This window comes from Polynucleobacter sp. MG-27-Goln-C1 (assembly GCF_018881905.1).
Classification (GTDB): Bacteria; Pseudomonadota; Gammaproteobacteria; order Burkholderiales; family Burkholderiaceae; genus Polynucleobacter.
In genome coordinates this window covers 282,441-300,504 of record NZ_JACVPM010000001.1, presented here as the reverse complement: position 1 = coordinate 300,504, position 18,064 = coordinate 282,441, and the positions used below count along the sequence as shown (strand labels likewise).

Genomic DNA, 18,064 nt, shown 5'->3' with positions numbered 1-18,064 from the left:
TCTCAATTTTGCATTGAATGCCTAATTAAGTACTAGGCTAAGCCAAAGTAGCTCGCAACCCGATAGGTAATAAAGGCTGCCAGATAGGCTAAGCCAAAAAGATAGCTCAGCATGATGATTGGGATCTTCCATCCACCCGTTTCTCTTTTGACGGCAGCAATTGTCGAGAGGCATTGGGGGGCAAAGACAAACCAGGCCAAAAGCGATAAGGCCGTGGCTAAACTCCAGCCTGTAGAGATCAGCGGCACCAAAGCATCTGCTGCATCAACACCAGAGCTGGATAATGCATATACGGTTGCCAAAGAGCTCACCACCACTTCTCGAGCTGCCATACCAGGAACTAAAGCAATGCTGATTTGCCAGTTAAAACCAATCGGAGCGAAGACTACCGCCAAAGCCTGACCCATTATTCCAGCAATACTGTATTGAATGGGTGAGCCAGTCGCATTTTCTGGAGGAAGCGGAAAACTCGAGAGCGCCCATAGACAGACTGTCATGATCAGAATAATTCCACCAACGCGGCGCAAGAAAATTTCAGCACGCTGCCAAAGACCAATCGCTAAATTACCTAAGCGTGGCAAGTGATAACTCGGCAGCTCCATCATCAAGGCATTGAGTTGAAACTTTTCGCTAGTAAAGCGTTTGAGTATCCAAGCTACGGCCATTGCTCCAGCAATGCCTGCAACATAGAGTAAGAACAAAACTAGGCCTTGCAAATCTAATCCGGCCCACAATTTACGCTCGGGAATAAAGGCGGAAATCAATAAGGCATATACAGGTAGACGTGCTGAACAAGTCATCATGGGTGCAATCAAGATCGTTACCAAACGATCGCGTGCATTGGAGATACTGCGCGTTGCCATAATTCCAGGGATGGCACAGGCAAAGCTAGATAACAGTGGGATAAAGGATCTACCTGATAGACCCACCCGCCCCATCAATCGATCCAGCAAATAAGCGGCTCGTGGAAGATAACCAGACTCTTCCAAAATGAGAATAAAGAAATACAGAATCAAAATCTGCGGCAAGAAAATCAATACTCCGCCAGCGCCGGCCAAAATACCGTCCACCAATAAACTGCGTAGCCAATTATTTGGCAGTACCTGAGTGCATAGAGCGCCTAACCAATCCACTCCAGCTTTAATCAACTCCATTGGCAAGGTGGCCCAACTAAATACCGCCTGGAAAATGAAGAAGAGCACTGTAGCGAGGATGAGTGGGCCAAAAACAGGATGCAGCAGTACAGAATCCAGACGATCACTCAAACGATCAGGAATGATTTGATCAAGACCTAGATTTTGCAATACACGCTGAACCTGAATGTTGTCAGACTCGGTATGGGCTGAGTGATCGACAGAAGTTTCAATACCTTCATCTATATTGCTCGCACTTAATGCGGATAAGTTTTTCCAATCCAGCACACTCAAAAAGTGTTTGAGTTCATCAGCACCATTGGCATGAATACCCACTGTTGCAATAACAGGGAGACCCAACTCTCGAGACAAGCCTTCTGCATCAACATTTAAACCTTGGCGCTGAGCAACATCCACCATGTTGAGTACGACAACACAGGGTAAACCTAAGCGCTTTGCAGATAAGACCAAGCGTAAATTGCGTCTGAGGTTCATGGCATTGAGAACACAGAGCACGAGGTCTGGACGCTTTTCGCCTTGGGCCTTGCCATGAAGCACGTTACAAGTGACTCGCTCATCTAAAGAGCGCGGATACAAACTGTAAGCACCTGGAAGATCAAGAATGCGAATGACTTTTTCAGATGCGAGGGTTAAGCGCCCTTCTTTTCTCTCAACAGTCACACCAGAATAATTGGCGACCTTTTGACGACTACCCGTCAGCAAATTAAAGAGTGCTGTTTTTCCGCAATTGGGATTACCCAGCAATGCGACTAGAGGTTCACTTGGATAGAAATGGATCTGCGCTTCGGACATGCTTAAAGAATCTCTACCTCAACTAATCGTGCTTCAGATTCTCGCAAGGCAAATGTCGATGATCCAACTCGAATCAATATAGGGCCCTGACCCAACAATCCCTTGCGCAAGACTTCCACCTGCTCACCAGGAAGAAAGCCAATATCCTCTAATTGACCGCGAATATCTTCACGTTGATCGCCTGTGGTGGCAATCTTGCTAACGCGGGCTCTGACGCCCGGGAGGATTTCTTCAAGATTCATGTCTGGATTGATGGGATTGATAGACCAATTATATGCCCACATGAGAATGAATATCATTCTCTCGGAGTGGTTCATGGGCTTAATCATCGCCTAATTACTAGGCCGCCATCTTGATTTAAAACAAAAAAGTCGACTTAGTCTAATCAGGGAACGGAATATCCGTGATTGCGCAGAATCTGCTTAGAAACAGAGCTCTGAAAATAGTCATACAGTGCGATGGCAATCGGCGCTGGATCTCGCTTTAAAACCATGCGCTGTTTAATCGGAGCATACAAATTATCAGGCAAGGCAATATATTGAATTTGTTGAGACAGCTCCGAAGACTTTGCTAGAGATAAAGCGGTAATACCAACCTTGGCAGCTCCAGTACTCACGTAGACAGCGGCAATGGAAATGTTTTCTGCAAATATCACCCTACTCTGCAGCTCATCCCATAAGCCGATTGCCTGAAGATATTGAACAGAGGCTCTGCCATAGGGAGCCAAATCTGGATTGGCGATCGCAATCTTCTTAGCGCTTCTCAGCAAAGATTGAATGCTATCCGGATCTGAACTTAAGCGAAGACCAGCCGCTGCATTGGTTATCAAGGCCAAGTGCCCGGATGCATAAACTACTCCACGATCTCGAGTTAAGCCCGCTTCAACCAATTTTAGTGGATAGGCCTCGTCTGCGGAAATGAATAACTCATATGGGGCACCATGTCTCATCTGACTTGATAGATTGCCCGATGATCCATAAACAACGCGAATATTTTTACTTTGGGGATTGCTCTGACTAAAGCCCTTAAAAATCTCCTCGAATGCAGGCTTCAGATTGCTCGCCACGGCGACCGTGACTGATTGCGCATAGGCGATAGAGCTTAGAAAACTCCAAGCCAAGAAACCCAATACGCAAATGCTTTTGATCATGGGGCTAGTTTATAACCAACCGGCAATCTGCTTATTAAGTCCAATCGATTTATAACCAGGTGTTTCCCCTGAGAGCGTACGAATCTTCCGAATGAGCTTGGCAAGCTCTCTATTGGCGCTCAACTCCTCGCCCATAGCCAGGAAAAAGATTTCGTCTTTCAGTTGAATAAAGTCGAGACCGTTCTCAATCGCTACACTCTTGACGCCCATGCCCGCATCTACTTTCTTAGCCAAGATTGCCATCGCAATTGCAGAGTGCGTGAACTCCTCATTCTCATAGCCCTTAATACGATGAGAATCAATACCTTCTTTAGTTAGGATGGTATCGAGCAGGAGGCGCGTACCGGAACCTTTTTGACGATTAATAAAGCGAATCTTGGGACGCAACAGGTCCTTAGGGCTATTAATATTTTGGGGGTTACCTTTAGCGACCATCAAGCCTTGAACGCGCTTCATCACCGGAAAGATTTGCATCCCCTCTTTTTTTAGGCGCTTTGCAATAATTTGTGAGCTTTGCTGGTCTGATACATGGAAGCCCGCAATATCCACTTCGTAATTGAATAGGCGCTCAAGCGCCTCGCCCGATCCCGCTGTAATTAATTCAAAACCACCGATATCCAACACGGATTTTTGAATAATGGGGTCGCTACTGCTGGCAAGCCGCCACTGTTTTTTTGCCTTCACTCTAAATTGAGCAAAGCCCTCTTCTAGATGAGAAAGGCTGGTTTGACCCAAGCGCACTGTTTTTTGGTCAAAATCATCGGTAAATTGAATCAGGTACCTGGCATATTCAGAGAGCTGGGATCCATGCCCTCTAACCCGATCCATCAATTTAAAGCCTAAGGCCTCCTCAACATCGTTAAGCTTTTGCCACACGTTTCTATAGGAGAGGCCCATCTTCTTACAAGCGGACATCAAGGTTTTGCCGTGCTCGATGTCTTTTAAGAGGCTAGTTAGCCAGACCAAGTCCACAACGGCCGGATCTTTGGCGTTCTTATTACCAAAAATAAGGGTGGGTCGGATCTGAATTCTCATATGTAATTTTTTGCATATTGATGTTTTGTAATATGACAGATCTTAACCGAACACCCTTAAGGAAGCGAACTCAGATGAAATTCTCATTTACCCGAATACTGGCATCTGCCATTACTGCCCTAGCACTTTTAAGCAACACTGCTTATGCGCAAGAGAAAAGCATTGTTGTGTCATCCACAACTTCTACTGAGCAATCTGGTCTCTTTGGATTTATCTTGCCAATCTTCAAAATGAAAACCGGTATCGATGTCAAAGTAGTTGCCGTTGGAACTGGCCAAGCTTTGGATATTGGTCGTCGTGGCGACGCTGATGTGGTGTTTGTTCATGACAAACCTGCTGAAGAAAAGTTTGTAGCTGAGGGCTTCTCCACAAAACGCTACGAAGTGATGTACAACGACTTCGTATTGATTGGACCTAAATCCGATCCGGCGAAAATTGGTGGCGGCAAAGATATCAAAGTAGCGTTTCAGAAAATTTCAGCAGCGCAAGCACCATTCGTATCTCGTGGTGATAAGAGTGGTACGCATGCTGCCGAATTACGTTACTGGAAAGATGCAGCCATTACAGTGGCACCTAGCGCCTGGTACAAAGAAACTGGATCTGGCATGGGCCCTGCCCTCAATACCGCATCCGCAATGAATGGCTATATCTTGGCTGATCGCGCTACTTGGCTTTCCTTTAAGAACCGCGGCGATTTGGTCATCTTGGTTCAAGGCGATCCAAAGCTATTTAATCAGTATGGCGTCATGTTAGTAAACCCAGCGAAATTCCCGCATGTGAAAAAAGCTGAAGGACAGGAGTTTATTGATTGGCTGATTTCTAAAAATGGTCAAGATGTTATTGCAAGCTACAAAATTGGTGGCGAGCAACTCTTCTTCCCTAACGCTAGTAAATAATTAGCATGAGATATCCACAACAGTTATTTAGTGCACTTCTATCCAGTTTATTAATAGGGCTTGGAATGCAAACATCATTAGCGCAATCCAACCCTCCCAAAGTGGAAGCTACCTATGGTCAAGGTGCCAAGAGCTTTAAATTGGCAACCGGCAGCCCTGGAGAGTTAGGCCTTCTGCAACAACTGGGTGAGGCGTTCGACAAAAAGGAAGGCGCACGCTTGGTCTGGATTAAAGCCGGAAGTGGTGCCTCCCTTAATCTGCTGAAAACACAGCAGGTAGACATGATCATGGTTCACGCACCAGAGGGTGTTAATAAAGCAATTGCTGAAGGATGGGCAACTGGTAGGACGCTGATTGGTTCCAATGAGTTTTATATCGTTGGGCCTAAAGCGGATAGCGCCAGAATCAAATCCGCTAGCAGTGGCGCTGATGCTTATGCAAAGATCGCCAAGGCACAGTCTAATTTCATCTCTCGCGGCGATAAATCAGGCACCCACCAGAAAGAAATGGATATCTGGAAGAAGGCCGGGATTACACCTGAAGGTAATTGGTACATCGTGACCAATGACTTCATGACAGCCTCGCTTAAACGGGCAAATACTGACAAAGCGTATTTCATGACAGATAGCAGCACTTGGGTGGCGGAGAAAAATGTTGCCCCTGATCTACAGATTCTCTATCGCGGCGATCCCTACCTAGTAAATACCTATGATGCTTTAGTAGCCCCTGTCGGCGCCACTGAGAACCGCGATATTGCCGCTAAGTTCATTCAATTTGTAGCCTCTGATGAAGGCCAGGCCATTATTCGCAACTACGGCAAGGCGCAGTACAAAGAAGCTCTTTACAATGATGCTGTCTACGCCAAACAATACCTTCACTAGGAGAAATCATGGAACTTAAAGTCAAACTCAGCGCACGCAATACTCTCAGCGGTAAAGTTGTTGAACTCAAAATGGGTCAAACCACTTCTCACGTGAAGTTAGATATTGGTGCTGGCCACATTGTTACTGCCTCCATTACTAATGAGGCCGTTGATGAACTCAAGCTCAAAGTTGGTGATCAGGCTTGGGCGGTAATCAAAGCTTCTGATGTGATGATTGCCAAAGACGCTTAATCTTTAGCTGATATGCAAAAGGCCCGCAATGCGGGCCTTTTTCTTTACTGCTCCAGCATGATTAATGCTGAATTAGTTTTTACTTATTTCTTTGGCGTTGTGAAACCAATAGCTGTGTCGTCAACGAACTCAACCATTACGTCGTCACCAGCCTTGAATTTCTCAAGACCTAAAACGCTTTGGTCTACTTTAACCTTTTGCTTCTCGCCTGATGGTAATGTAAATGTCACAACACGAGTTTTTGCATCGATTGTGCTGATCTTTACTGTTGCATAAACAGTATCAGTAGTCTCTTCAAATGGCTTAGCAGAACCTTTGCCAGCGATCACTACTGAACGAACACCTGAAACACCTGGTTTTGCGCCCTTAGGAGCAGCAACTAAACCAACTGCAATCGCTTGAGCATGCTCAACAACAAACACATCGCCTTTTTTCACTTTATCCAAATCATTTACTTGCTTGGATACATTCATTTGAGCCAAGTTACCGTTAGCGTCCTTAAGAACAACGATACGATTCTTTACGTCCACTGAATCAACAGTAGCAGTCAATACAATTGCTTCAGCCGCCAAAGGCAACATTTTTGCTGGTGCTTGAGCAAATACTGAACCTGCAACAACTAAACCGAGTGAGGCAACTAATGTAGCCAATAAAGATTTCTTCAAGATAACTCCTAAATAAAGGTTTGTGAGGGGCGCCAACCCTCTGGCACCACCAATTCATTTTAACCATGAAGTGGCTTACTTATAAGCTTTAGAGCTAATATTTGAAGCCAAAAAAGCTGCAATTTGCTACATTTGAGGCTGAATAGCCAATTTGCCTCCACATATAGATAGCTGAGAGATAAACGCGTGATCTTGATTAAATCCTGGCTAGATGGCAAGGAAGAGGCCTACTCCGTTCGAAAACGCGTCTTTATCGAAGAGCAAGGCGTTCCAGCAGAGATGGAGCTCGACGAGTACGACCCACTCGCACAGCATGCTCTAGCCTATCTGGACTCAGAATGCATTGGGACGGCTCGCCTTGTGACCTTACCTGGGAACGTTGGCAGAATTGGACGCATGGCGGTATTGCCGATGCATCGAAGACAGGGAATTGGAGGTGATTTACTTCGTGCCTTGCTAGAGCTCAGCAAATCCCAGGGCATTACCCAACTGGAATTACATGCCCAACTATCTGCCATGCCGTTTTACGAGCAGTTTGGGTTTACTGCACAAGGTGATATCTACGATGAAGCCGGGATCGCACATCGCGATATGATTCTATATATCTAAAAGCACCTTACCCCTATGACCCAATTAAGCAATCCCCCTTTCCTCTTTCGTGTTTGCTACTCGGACACCGATGCAGCAGGATTTGTGTATCACGCTCGTTATTTAGAGATCTTTGAAAGAAGCCGTTCTGAATGGCTGCAGCAAAGAGGCTTAAGCCCAACAAAGTTGGTCAATGAATTTGGGATCGTTCTTCCCGTCCGAGAAATCACGATGAACTTTCATAGGCCGGGGCGATTAGATGACCTCTTAAGCATTGATCAAATCATTGAGCACCGTGGTCGCACCCAAATTGCAGTGAAGCAAACTGCGAAACGTATCGTCGAAGGAATGGAGCCAGAACTTCTTGCTACCGCATTACTGCACATTGTCTGTGTTGACACTACCACCCTAAAACCAAAGGGCCTACCTGACTGGCTCTTTGCAGCAGATCAATAACATCACTACTGAAGAGACTTCAATGCAAGAAGGCAAGCTACTGACTTTTGTTAAAGAACTCGCAACGCTTATAGAGAGCAAGCCGAGTGAGGAAATTGTTTTCTCTAAAGGCAAAAAGCTCTTAGAAAACTTAATTCAGGTTGATGACTGGTTACCAGAAGAGTTTTGCAAACCACATCCTCAGTACTACCAACAATACTTGCTCTATGCAGATCCACTCGATCGCTTTTCAGTAGTCAGCTTTGTTTGGGGTCCCGGTCAAAAGACGCCATTACATAACCATACTGTCTGGGGCATGATTGGCCAGTTGCGAGGGCAAGAACGCAGTGCTGACTATTACCAACAGGCTGATGGCAGCTATAAAGCCAATGAGTCATTCATTTGCCACCCAGGTCAAGTTGCTACCGTATCCCCCCAAACACATGACATCCATGTGGTCGAGAATGCTTTGAGTGACCAAACTTCCATCAGCATTCATGTTTATGGTGGAAATATTGGCCGCATCCAGCGCGCTGTGTTTGACCCCATTACAGGCGCAGAAAAATTATTTGTCTCGGGATATGCTAATTCAGTAACGCCAAATCTTTGGAATGCAGCCTGATAGCTTAAAATAGGGGCTCTTTCTGCAAACACTGCAAGTGTGGCAGCTCACCCCATTGGCCGGGATAGTCGTTTAATTGAATACGGGCCAATATTTATTTGGTCCCTATGTTATTTACAGATCTTGGTTTATCAGAATCCATTCTTCGCGCTATTAGTGAAGAAGGCTACACTAGCCCCACCCCCATTCAAGAAAAGTCCATCCCTGCGGTATTAAAGGGTGGAGACTTACTCGCTGCAGCTCAAACTGGTACCGGTAAAACTGCCGGCTTCACCCTACCGATTCTTCAGCGCTTAAGCAGTACTGCTAAAACTGGCGGCAAGCGTCAATTGCGCGTTTTGATTTTGACACCTACCCGCGAGCTGGCCGCCCAAGTTCAAGAGTCTGTTGTGACTTACGGCAAATATACTGGCCTTAAATCTACAGTGATCTTTGGTGGCGTTGGTGCGAATCCACAAATTAAAGCGATCGCTGCTGGGCTAGATATTTTGGTGGCAACACCAGGTCGCCTCCTTGATTTAATGTCACAGAATTGCGTCTCACTCGCCAATATTGAAATCCTCGTCTTGGACGAAGCAGATCGCATGTTAGATATGGGCTTCTTGCGTGATATCAAAAAGATTTTGGCTGCATTGCCAAAGCAACGTCAGAACCTACTGTTTTCAGCAACTTTCTCGACCGAGATCAAAGCACTGGCTGATGGCTTGCTGAATTCACCAGCATTGATTGAAGTGGCACGTAGTAACAGCACGAATGAAGCGATTGCTCAACTCATTCACCCAGTAGACAGAACCCAAAAGCATCCTTTATTGGCACATCTGATTAAAACCAATCAGTGGCAACAGGTTTTGGTATTTACTCGCACCAAACATGGTGCCAATAAATTAGTAACCCAGCTTGAAAAGGATGGTATTACTGCGATGGCGATTCATGGCAATAAAAGTCAGAGCGCGCGCACCAAGGCTTTAGCAGAATTTAAAGATGGAAAGATCACCGTACTAGTTGCTACCGATATTGCAGCACGTGGTATCGACATCGATCAACTCCCCCATGTCGTGAACTATGACTTACCAAACGTATCTGAAGATTACGTTCACCGTATCGGTAGAACTGGTAGAGCTGGCTCAAATGGTGTTGCAGTATCTTTGGTCTGCGTTGATGAACATCAAATGCTCCGTGATATTGAAAAGCTCATCAAGCAAAAACTGCCACAGGAGGTGATTGCTGGATTTGAACCAGATCCGAATGCCGTAGCGCAACCGATCCAATTGCGTAGCCAACAACACCAACAATCTCGTAAGCCTAGGCCAGGTAATGCTGGCGGTGGAAATGGTGGCGGTAATGGTGGAGGCAAGCCAGCTGCTAAACGTGGAAGTCCGCCTAAGCGCAGTTTTAATCGTTAAGTCTCCGCTAATATTGCATCCATACGATTTAATACATTGAGTTTATTGATATGAATACTCCATCTACCCAAGAGCCCCGCTTAACCTCCCTCTCACATGGCGGCGGTTGCGGTTGCAAGATTGCTCCCGGCGTTCTTTCAGAAATCCTGAAAAGCGTTCCGCAGTTACCTTTTCCAAAAGAGCTCTTGATTGGCATTGAAACTTCTGATGATGCTGCGGTATATCAAATTAATGAGTCTCAGGCGATTGTTGCAACAACCGATTTCTTCATGCCCATCGTTGATGATCCATTTGACTTTGGCAAGATTGCTGCCACTAATGCTATTAGTGATATTTATGCGATGGGCGGTACCCCGCTGTTTGCCTTGGCTCTCGTTGGCATGCCTATTAAAGTGCTTTCAAATGCCACAATTGCACGCATTCTTGAAGGCGGTGCTGAAGCTTGTAGATCAGCAGGTATTCCGATTGCAGGTGGTCATACGATTGATTCCGTTGAGCCTATTTATGGCTTAGTTGCTATTGGTATTGTTGACCCTAAGCGCGTTAAGAGCAATGCGGCCGCTCAGACTGGAGATGTATTAATTCTAGGCAAACCACTAGGCGTCGGCATCTTATCCGCAGCCCTTAAAAAAGATCTCTTAGGTGACGCTGGTTATCAAGAGATGATTGCCAACACGACCAAGTTAAATTCTGCAGGTCCTGATCTTGCAATACTACCTGGCGTACATGCTTTAACTGACGTTACTGGGTTTGGTCTTGCCGGGCACACTTTGGAATTAGCTCGAGGCTCAAAGCTCACCGCACAAATTCAGTGGAATCAGGTTCCCCTGCTTTCCAATGTTCAGAGCCTGGCTGATCAAGGCGTCATTACTGGTGCATCAGATCGTAATTGGCAAAGCTATGGAGCGGAGGTTCATTTACCGGAGCAATTTAGCCCTGCACAGCAAGCGCTTCTAACGGATCCTCAAACTAGCGGCGGCTTACTCGTCTCCTGCAGCGCCGATGCTGTGAATACTGTTTTAGAAATCTTTAAACAGCATCACTTCGCTAGCGCCTGTGTCATTGGACAAATGACGGACAAACAAAATCAACATCTGGAAGTATTGCTTTAATCCGCCCTTAGATTAAAAACGCTCGAGAAATCAAGCTGGCCGTTTCCTGCTTTACTGTGGGCTTCGTACAGCTTGCGGGATAACTCCCCCAATGGAACGCTAGCATCTAGATCGCCAGCATTCTCAGTGGCCAAGCCCAAGTCTTTCAGCATCAGGTCGACACCAAAGCCCCCTGCATAGCCTTTTGAGGATGGCACGTTTTCCATCACCCCAGGGCAAGGGCTATAGAGCTCCAAAGCCCAATTGCGACCAGAGCTCTTGGACATGATGTCAGAGAGCACTTTGGGGTCCATGCCATTAGCAATTCCTAGGCGCAATGCCTCGCTTGTTCCCAGCATCTGAATACCGAGCAACATGTTGTTGCAGACTTTAACGGTTTGCCCACTGCCACTTGCACCCGCATGAAAGATATTCTTGCCCATCTTCTCTAATAATGGTCGGGCACACTCAAGCGCTGAAGCATCACCACCCACCATAAAGGTTAAGGTCCCCGCCTGAGCCCCTGCAGTTCCACCAGAGACTGGAGCATCGATCATGGCAAAACCATTGGCTTTTGCGGCAGCGGCCACAGCTTGCGATACCTTTGGTGAAATCGTAGAGCAATCAATGAGTAAGGCCTTTGGATTGGCTGTGGCAAGTAAGCCGGTATCACCCAGATACAAAGCCTCAACATGGCGTGAGGCTGGGAGCATGCTGATAATGACATCCGCACCCTTGGCAGCCTCTGATGCGCTCTGCTCAGGAATGCCACCGCCAGCTTTGAAGGCATCAAGCTGAGACTGCACCAAATCAAAGCCATAGACTTGATGCCCTGCTTTAATTAAATTGAGGGCCATTGGCAGACCCATATTACCCAAACCCAAAAATGCGACTTTCATATACGCCTCGTATGAGATAGTGAAGTTCTAAGATCTCACTATAGCTTGCTTATAAACTAGTCCAATAAATTACCAGGAGATGGCATGACTACCAAAGTGATTGGCCTGATTCAGTTAAATGATCCAGAGGCTTTTGAGGAGTATCGATCTCAAGTGGGGGATACAGTGGCACTATATCAAGGGAAGATTACTGCTCGTGGATCATTCAATGCATTCTTCTGGAATGAATTACATTGCGATTCCTTTAGTGCATTTGTTGAGCTGGAGTTTCCAGATTTGGAACACTCTCAGTCATGGGCTAATAGCCCTGAGTATCAAAGCTTGCTAGCCATTAGGAGTAAAGCGATGAAGCTCACCTTATTTTCAGTAAGCGTATAAAAAATAAAGCCCGGCTCCTTTTGGGGGCCAGGCTGAATTCAATTCAGGGTAAGAAGAATTACTTCTTAGCTTCCATCGCTTCTTTAGCGGCTGTAATTTCTTTACGACGCTCTTTACATGCACCAGCAATTTCTTGCAACGCTTTGCGGGCACGCGCAGCAGATGCCTTAACGCCTTTTTCAATAAACTTTTCGTTTTCCGCTTTGTAAGTTTCGAAAGCAGCCAACAATGTATCGTGTTGTGACATCTTGTCTCCTATATGTCTGATCAAAGTATGAGTATTGAGCTCGGAATCAGTATATCCCTAGAAAAACCAGAGGAATTCAGGGTGGATATCAGGGATAACTCTTATATTCGCCAAATCCTCTAAATTAGGGAAAACTACTAAAAAACTAACGGAGACAAACGTGAAAATCAGAAATATCCTTGTTTTATTGGCTGGCGCATTACTTAGCCTGCAATCCTTTGCCCAAGCCAGCAATTGGCCAATCCCCAATAAGCCCATTACCTTTATTAATCCATTTCCCCCTGGTGGTGCCGTGGATGCTTTTGGGCGCCCGCTAGCAAAGCAGCTGTCCACACAAATGGGCACCTCAATCATTGTGGATAACAAAGGTGGCGCTGGTGGCACCCTTGGTGCAGCAGCGGCTGCAAAAATGGCTCCAGATGGCTATACCTGGCTTCTTGGCGCAGTGCACCACTCAATTGCCCCGAGCATGTACACCAACCTTTCTTATGACATCACCAAAGATTTTGAGCCAGTTGCCATCATTGGCAGCGTGCCCCATGTCATCGTGGTCAACCCAACCAAGTTTCCGAAAAATGATCTGAAATCGATTATTGAAGAAATTCGTAAGCATCCAGGTAAATACAATTACGCATCAACCGGTAACGGCACCTCCCAGCATTTGACCGGCGAATTATTTAAGATGCAAAACAAGCTGTTCATCACCCACATCCCTTATCGCGGAACTGGACCAGCCCTCCAAGATTTAGTAGCCGGTCAAGTGGATATGATGTTTGACACCCTAGCTGGTGCAGCCCCCTTCATCAAAAACGGTCAGTTGATTGCTGTTGCAGTAGCAACACAAAAACGTGTGGATGCTTTCCCTAACGTGCCAACTGCGCAAGAGCTGGGCATTAAAGACTTTGTGGTGTACAGCTGGTATGCAATGTGGGCAATCAAAGGAACACCAAAAGAGATCGTCGACAAGATGAGTGCAGAAGTACAGACTGCCCTCGCCTCGCCTGATATCAAAGAACGTTGGGCAGCTATGGGTGCCACAGCTCCGAAAATGAGCCGCCCTGAACTGGCCAACTACATCAACCAAGAGATTGTTCGCTGGGCTGAAGTAGTTAAAAAATCTAACGCTAAATTAGATTAATACATAGATCAATAAAAATAAAAATCAAGAAGAGAATTTATGTCGATTAAAAAACAAGATTACGCATTTGTTAGAAACAAGCTCCTCAAAAAAGAAGAGATTGCACTATTGGATGTGCGTGAGGAAGACCCGCATGCACAGGAGCACCCTTTATTCGCAGCCAATTTTCCGCTCTCTCGTATTGAAGTCGATGCACTGAGCAAGCTTCCCAGAAAAGACGTACCGATTGTCACCTTAGATGATGGTCAAGGAGATGCTCAACTGGCAGCAGAAAGACTTTCTGCGCTGGGCTATGTTGATGTTGCTGTATTTGAGGGCGGCGTTAAAGCCTGGATAGCGGCTGGTGGTGAAGTATTTAAAGATGTGAATGTGCCAAGTAAATCTTTTGGTGAGTTTGTGGAATCCAAAAGACATACACCCTCCCTGTCCGCTCAAGAAGTAAAGAAGTTGATTGATGACAAGGAAGATGTGGTGGTAGTGGATGTCCGTCGCTTTGATGAATATCAAACCATGAGCATCCCCACCGGAATCAGCGTCCCCGGTGCCGAGCTAGTCCTACGCGTTCCTGAGCTGGCACCAAACCCAAAGACCAGAATCATTGTGAACTGCGCAGGACGGACGCGAAGCATTATCGGCACCCAATCTCTGATTAATGCAGGTATTCCAAATGAAGTGAATGCCTTGCGCAACGGAACAATTGGCTGGACTCTAGCTGGTCAAGAGTTGGATAAGGGGCAAAGTCGTAAATTCAAAGAAGTCAGCGAAGGCACTGCCATGGTCGCAGCTGACCGTGCGCGTGGCGTTGCCGATCAAGCTGGAGTTAAACGAGTCAAGCTTGCCGATATTGAGAAGTGGAAATCTCAAGCTGAGCGAACGACGTATTTTTTTGATACCAGAACGCCCGAAGAATATAAAGCTGGACACCTCCCTGGATTTCGCTCCACTCCAGGCGGGCAGTTAGTACAAGAAACAGAAATGGTCGCCCCTGTTCGTGGTGCACGCATCGTTTTAGCAGACCCTAGTGGAGTGAGAGCCAATATGCCCGCCTCATGGCTTGCTCAGATGGCTTGGGATGTTTACGTCATCGACGATATCACAGCTTCAGATCTCACCGAAAAAGGCGCTTGGATTGCCCCTCTTCCAGCAGCACCGAAGATTCAAGTCGTTGATGTCAAGACAGCTGCAGGCTGGTTACAGAATGACAAGGACACCATCTGTGTAGACCTCAGTACGCATGCCAATTATGTGAAGGGTCATATTCCGGGAAGCTGGTTTGCACTTCGCTCGCAATTCTCGAAGGCCTTAGAGCAACTGCCAAAGGCAAATCGTTATGTACTCACTAGCACTACGGGTGAGCTTGCTGTTTTTGCCGCCCCAGAAATTCAGGCACTAACAAAAGCAGAGATATGTGTATTGTCTGGTGGCAATAAGTCTTGGATTGATGCTGGTCTTGATATTGAAAAAGGTCCGACTCACTTAGCATCCCCACCATTAGATCGTTACAAACGACCTTATGAAGGAACTAGCGTAGATCCAGCAGCAATGCAGGCTTATCTAGATTGGGAATTTGGTTTGGTAGAGCAACTTGGTAAAGATGGCACCCATCACTTCTGGGTGCTGTAAATCTGAATAATGGTGGCGCCTCATCAGACGCCACCATTCCTAACTAGGCAATTTTGTTACGGATAATTCCAACTCCAGTAATTTCAGTCTCCATCATGTCGCCCGGTTTCAGAAATTCTGGTGGCTTTCTGCTGTAACCCACTCCTGATGGCGTACCAGTAGCAATAATGTCGCCAGGGAGCAAAGTTAAACTTCTCGACAACTCCGCAATCACCACAGGGATTTTGAAATACATCTGCTTATAGCTGGCATTTTGTTTTTCTACGCCATTGACTCGGCAAATAATGCGGGTGTCATCCAAGTTCACGCCGCCAGCAGTCACAACCCATGGACCCATTGGACCATGGCCATCTAGACTCTTGCCTTTGAACCACTGACCTGAGTGGCGCTTTTGCTGAACATCGCGCGCAGTTGTATCGTTATAGGCGGAATAACCAAAGACGTAATCCATTGCATTTTCTTCGGAGATATTTTTACCCTTTTTACCAATGACGACAGCTAGCTCTGCTTCCCAATCAATCGCAGTCGAATAGCTACCATCGTAAGGAATAGAGTCAAACGGACCATTCATAGTTTGAGTACCCTTGGTAAACAGTACCGGAACCTTGGGATACTCTTTTACAGTCTTATCAGCGCGGCTCTGCATACCCTCATCAAAGTGATCCAGGTAGTTCCAACCCACGCAATAGATATTGCTTTGTGGCTTCGGAATTGGTGAGAGCAACACCACTTGATTTACATTAACCGAGCTCTTGCTACGATTCTTAAATAGCGCAGCTAAATCCAGCAAACCATGATTGCCTGATGCAGCTAAGGAAATCATTGAAGTAGGGTCAAATGACAGTGTGAGCTTTTGTCTAGCAGCCTCACCAGGAATATCTACCACTAGGCCATCATTTGTCACTAAGCCTAAGCGCGAGCTAGCACCCATTTTGGGCAAGTAATTGGCCACCCGAAATCCTGCCTTACCAGTCAATGGCTCCACGACAATAGGTGCACGCTCTGAGGCGCTAGCCATATTGGGCATCAGCATTCCACTGATAGCAGTAGTAGCGCCCAGCTTCAATGCATCACGACGATTGATATCCATAATTCTCCTTTTATATTTTTTCTTATTGGCGATCTTCCCAGTTTGGGAACCCGTTGAGATAAATATTAATACAAAACGATCGATCAGCAAAAAGCGTTAAATAAGGCTATGCTCATCGCTATGAACAAATTACTGTTTTTATTGATATTGCCTTTAGGGCTCCTGGCTTGCGGCAGGGAAACGTATACGACTTGGTCATGCCTAGATAACTCTGGCTCAAAGTCGGCCATGGTTCTCAAAAAAGCCCAGATGCAGTTTCAGGATCGGCAATACGACTACTGTGGAAGTCTAGGCCCCGTGAGTTACTTTGATTTACAGTGCCCCGCTCAGACCAAGGACTCGAGCTACAACTTTACCCCTGACTCAGGAAAACTCATCAGCGGTGCAAATGAATTTCAGTGCAATGCCCTCTAAAGAACAAAACCCACTCAATCCCAAGAAACTGCTACTAACCAAATGGACAGCAGTCAAACCCATTCAGAAACGAAAACATTTTCTGGTGAGCAAGGTCATTCTTCCAGAGATTCCTGAGGCCGCAATTGAATTCGTGGAGATCGAAGCGGTATTTGATAAGAAGGTAGAGATCATTCCCTGGCGCGACCTCAAAGATACTGAGGTTTGGCTTCAGGGCTGGGTATAAAAAAGGCCACCCTTCTTGGGTGGCCTCTTGCTACTAAGATTACGAAACGTCTAATTACTTAGTCTTCTTTTTTGTATCCGATGGTTTTCTGAGATGCTCTTCTATGTTTTTCTCAGCAGCATCGGCTACCTGATTCACGATTTTTCGACCTTCTTTAAACATCTTTTGCCCTGCAGTCGACATATCATGAACTACCTTAGATAGCTTATCAGCATGACCTGGAATTTTGTCCTCAACATCTTCAAGCCAGCCCACCAGGGAGCTGCGTACTTTTTCTAAATGCTTTTCGGTTCCATCAGCCGCATCCTCACCAATATCCCTTAGGACAGACTTCACCTTCTTTTGATATACCGTTGCGCGCTTTGCAGCTTCTTGTGTCGCAGATTCTTGCAACTCTTTGAGCTTAGCAAGATCATTTTTAGCTGCAGACTTGGCGCTCTCCATGGCATTTTTCATGCCCCACTGCATCTCTTCAAGATGGTGCGCACTCAAATCTTTAGCGGCATCTAGCAATTTATGAGAATACGCAAATAACTCTTTTGCCTTTTCTTGTTGCCATGCTTGCAAATCTTTTTTGTCCATTACCACTCTCCTTTAGGTGTATTAGGGGTTTAAGTAACTAGTAAAGCCGTTCTTCCACTCTATACCCAAAACGGAGACTTGCCAATTCCCTGCTTTATTGGCATTAAAATTGGGGCATGAGCGAACGACAAAACCCATACGAGATTATTGGTGGCGCAGCAAAGGTTGAAGAATTGGTTGACCGCTTCTATGACTTGATGGCCTTAGAAGAGCCCTTCTCAGAATTGCGGGCCATGCATTCGGAAGATCTATCAAACTCGCGAGAAAAGCTGAAGCTCTTCTTATCGGGTTGGATGGGAGGCCCAGATATCTATTCCCCCAAGTATGGTCACCCAATGCTTCGGGCCAGGCATCTACCCTTCAAGATTGGTCTTAAGGAACGCAATCAATGGCTGGCATGCATGTATCGTGCGATGGAAGATTGCGGTATTGATGGCCAGATCGGCGCTCAACTGGAAGAGTCTTTCTTCAATACAGCCGACTGGATGAGAAACCAGCCTAACTAAAACACTAATTGGTTTG

Annotated in this window: 23 protein-coding genes; 14 read left to right on the top strand and 9 right to left on the bottom strand. The window is 46.1% G+C overall.

The genetic code is table 11. The annotated features are described in order from the left end of the window. Positions 1 to 32: 32 nt before the first annotated feature. The 4 genes from ICN14_RS01575 to ICN14_RS01560 all read right to left on the bottom strand — a co-directional run bounded on the left by ICN14_RS01575 (position 33) and on the right by ICN14_RS01560 (position 4,131). Positions 33 to 1,946, bottom strand: a complete 1,914-nt coding sequence (locus ICN14_RS01575) for a ferrous iron transporter B (RefSeq protein WP_216224351.1) — start codon at positions 1,944 to 1,946, stop codon at positions 33 to 35. Positions 1,947 to 1,948: 2 nt separating this feature from the next. Beyond that, positions 1,949 to 2,230: a FeoA family protein gene (locus ICN14_RS01570; RefSeq protein ID WP_255535917.1), complete on the bottom strand. Its 282-nt coding sequence runs from the start codon at positions 2,228 to 2,230 to the stop codon at positions 1,949 to 1,951. A 101-nt stretch (positions 2,231 to 2,331) separates the two neighbouring features. Continuing rightward, a complete protein-coding gene (gene modA, locus ICN14_RS01565) occupies positions 2,332 to 3,096 on the bottom strand; it encodes a molybdate ABC transporter substrate-binding protein (protein ID WP_216863194.1) in 765 nt (254 codons plus the stop codon). Between the two features lie 9 nt (positions 3,097 to 3,105). Beyond that, positions 3,106 to 4,131 carry a substrate-binding domain-containing protein gene (locus ICN14_RS01560; protein WP_216224350.1) on the bottom strand — a complete coding sequence of 342 codons (1,026 nt, stop codon included), beginning with the start codon at positions 4,129 to 4,131 and terminating at the stop codon, positions 3,106 to 3,108. A 74-nt stretch (positions 4,132 to 4,205) separates the two neighbouring features. Between ICN14_RS01560 and ICN14_RS01555 the strand changes: the two genes are divergently transcribed. The 3 genes from ICN14_RS01555 to ICN14_RS01545 all read left to right on the top strand — a co-directional run bounded on the left by ICN14_RS01555 (position 4,206) and on the right by ICN14_RS01545 (position 6,141). Next, positions 4,206 to 5,027, top strand: a complete 822-nt coding sequence (locus tag ICN14_RS01555) for a substrate-binding domain-containing protein (protein ID WP_216224348.1) — start codon at positions 4,206 to 4,208, stop codon at positions 5,025 to 5,027. Between the two features lie 65 nt (positions 5,028 to 5,092). After that, positions 5,093 to 5,908 (top strand): substrate-binding domain-containing protein, encoded by an 816-nt coding sequence (locus ICN14_RS01550; RefSeq protein ID WP_216224347.1) that lies wholly within the window; start codon positions 5,093 to 5,095, stop codon positions 5,906 to 5,908. Between the two features lie 8 nt (positions 5,909 to 5,916). Beyond that, positions 5,917 to 6,141 (top strand): molybdopterin-binding protein, encoded by a 225-nt coding sequence (locus tag ICN14_RS01545; protein WP_216133578.1) that lies wholly within the window; start codon positions 5,917 to 5,919, stop codon positions 6,139 to 6,141. 83 nt (positions 6,142 to 6,224) lie between these two features. Here the strand turns inward: ICN14_RS01545 and ICN14_RS01540 are convergent, their stop codons facing one another. Further along, positions 6,225 to 6,806: a hypothetical protein gene (locus ICN14_RS01540; RefSeq protein ID WP_255535916.1), complete on the bottom strand. Its 582-nt coding sequence runs from the start codon at positions 6,804 to 6,806 to the stop codon at positions 6,225 to 6,227. Between the two features lie 186 nt (positions 6,807 to 6,992). Here ICN14_RS01540 and ICN14_RS01535 point away from each other — a divergent pair, with 186 nt between their 5' ends. The 5 genes from ICN14_RS01535 (at position 6,993) to selD (ending at position 10,966) form a co-directional block, all read left to right on the top strand. After that, positions 6,993 to 7,415 carry a GNAT family N-acetyltransferase gene (locus ICN14_RS01535; protein WP_370624792.1) on the top strand — a complete coding sequence of 141 codons (423 nt, stop codon included), beginning with the start codon at positions 6,993 to 6,995 and terminating at the stop codon, positions 7,413 to 7,415. A gap of 15 nt (positions 7,416 to 7,430) precedes the next feature. Next, positions 7,431 to 7,850 carry a YbgC/FadM family acyl-CoA thioesterase gene (locus ICN14_RS01530; protein WP_216224346.1) on the top strand — a complete coding sequence of 140 codons (420 nt, stop codon included), beginning with the start codon at positions 7,431 to 7,433 and terminating at the stop codon, positions 7,848 to 7,850. Positions 7,851 to 7,872: 22 nt separating this feature from the next. Continuing rightward, positions 7,873 to 8,451, top strand: coding sequence for a hypothetical protein (locus ICN14_RS01525; RefSeq protein ID WP_216224952.1), 579 nt, complete (start codon positions 7,873 to 7,875; stop codon positions 8,449 to 8,451). A gap of 107 nt (positions 8,452 to 8,558) precedes the next feature. After that, positions 8,559 to 9,854, top strand: a complete 1,296-nt coding sequence (locus ICN14_RS01520; protein ID WP_216224345.1) for a DEAD/DEAH box helicase — start codon at positions 8,559 to 8,561, stop codon at positions 9,852 to 9,854. A gap of 50 nt (positions 9,855 to 9,904) precedes the next feature. Next, positions 9,905 to 10,966: a selenide, water dikinase SelD gene (gene selD, locus ICN14_RS01515; RefSeq protein WP_216224344.1), complete on the top strand. Its 1,062-nt coding sequence runs from the start codon at positions 9,905 to 9,907 to the stop codon at positions 10,964 to 10,966. On the opposite strand, the gene mmsB is transcribed toward selD, so the two are convergent. Beyond that, positions 10,963 to 11,844 carry a 3-hydroxyisobutyrate dehydrogenase gene (gene mmsB / locus ICN14_RS01510; protein WP_216224343.1) on the bottom strand — a complete coding sequence of 294 codons (882 nt, stop codon included), beginning with the start codon at positions 11,842 to 11,844 and terminating at the stop codon, positions 10,963 to 10,965. The genes selD and mmsB overlap by 4 nt on opposite strands. An 84-nt stretch (positions 11,845 to 11,928) precedes the next feature. On the opposite strand from mmsB, the gene ICN14_RS01505 reads away from it, so the two are divergent. Continuing rightward, complete coding sequence (locus tag ICN14_RS01505) at positions 11,929 to 12,222, top strand: DUF1330 domain-containing protein (protein ID WP_216224342.1); 294 nt, start codon at positions 11,929 to 11,931, stop codon at positions 12,220 to 12,222. 58 nt (positions 12,223 to 12,280) lie between these two features. Here ICN14_RS01505 and ICN14_RS01500 read toward each other — a convergent pair whose 3' ends face one another. Beyond that, complete coding sequence (locus tag ICN14_RS01500; protein WP_173942993.1) at positions 12,281 to 12,469, bottom strand: hypothetical protein; 189 nt, start codon at positions 12,467 to 12,469, stop codon at positions 12,281 to 12,283. A 160-nt stretch (positions 12,470 to 12,629) separates the two neighbouring features. Between ICN14_RS01500 and ICN14_RS01495 the strand changes: the two genes are divergently transcribed. Beyond that, positions 12,630 to 13,607 (top strand): tripartite tricarboxylate transporter substrate-binding protein, encoded by a 978-nt coding sequence (locus ICN14_RS01495; protein ID WP_216224340.1) that lies wholly within the window; start codon positions 12,630 to 12,632, stop codon positions 13,605 to 13,607. A 39-nt stretch (positions 13,608 to 13,646) separates the two neighbouring features. Beyond that, entirely contained in the window at positions 13,647 to 15,230 is a 1,584-nt protein-coding gene (locus tag ICN14_RS01490; RefSeq protein ID WP_216224337.1) for a rhodanese homology domain-containing protein, read from the top strand. Between the two features lie 43 nt (positions 15,231 to 15,273). Here the strand turns inward: ICN14_RS01490 and ICN14_RS01485 are convergent, their stop codons facing one another. Beyond that, complete coding sequence (locus ICN14_RS01485; protein WP_216224336.1) at positions 15,274 to 16,320, bottom strand: fumarylacetoacetate hydrolase family protein; 1,047 nt, start codon at positions 16,318 to 16,320, stop codon at positions 15,274 to 15,276. A gap of 120 nt (positions 16,321 to 16,440) precedes the next feature. Here ICN14_RS01485 and ICN14_RS01480 point away from each other — a divergent pair, with 120 nt between their 5' ends. Beyond that, positions 16,441 to 16,734: a hypothetical protein gene (locus ICN14_RS01480; protein WP_216224335.1), complete on the top strand. Its 294-nt coding sequence runs from the start codon at positions 16,441 to 16,443 to the stop codon at positions 16,732 to 16,734. Beyond that, positions 16,724 to 16,960: a TIGR02450 family Trp-rich protein gene (locus ICN14_RS01475; protein WP_216224334.1), complete on the top strand. Its 237-nt coding sequence runs from the start codon at positions 16,724 to 16,726 to the stop codon at positions 16,958 to 16,960. The genes ICN14_RS01480 and ICN14_RS01475 overlap by 11 nt, the downstream gene beginning before the upstream one ends. A 54-nt stretch (positions 16,961 to 17,014) precedes the next feature. On the opposite strand, the gene ICN14_RS01470 is transcribed toward ICN14_RS01475, so the two are convergent. After that, positions 17,015 to 17,542: a phasin family protein gene (locus ICN14_RS01470; RefSeq protein ID WP_216224333.1), complete on the bottom strand. Its 528-nt coding sequence runs from the start codon at positions 17,540 to 17,542 to the stop codon at positions 17,015 to 17,017. A gap of 116 nt (positions 17,543 to 17,658) precedes the next feature. On the opposite strand from ICN14_RS01470, the gene ICN14_RS01465 reads away from it, so the two are divergent. Next, positions 17,659 to 18,048 (top strand): group II truncated hemoglobin, encoded by a 390-nt coding sequence (locus ICN14_RS01465; protein WP_216224332.1) that lies wholly within the window; start codon positions 17,659 to 17,661, stop codon positions 18,046 to 18,048. Positions 18,049 to 18,064: the final 16 nt, after the last annotated feature.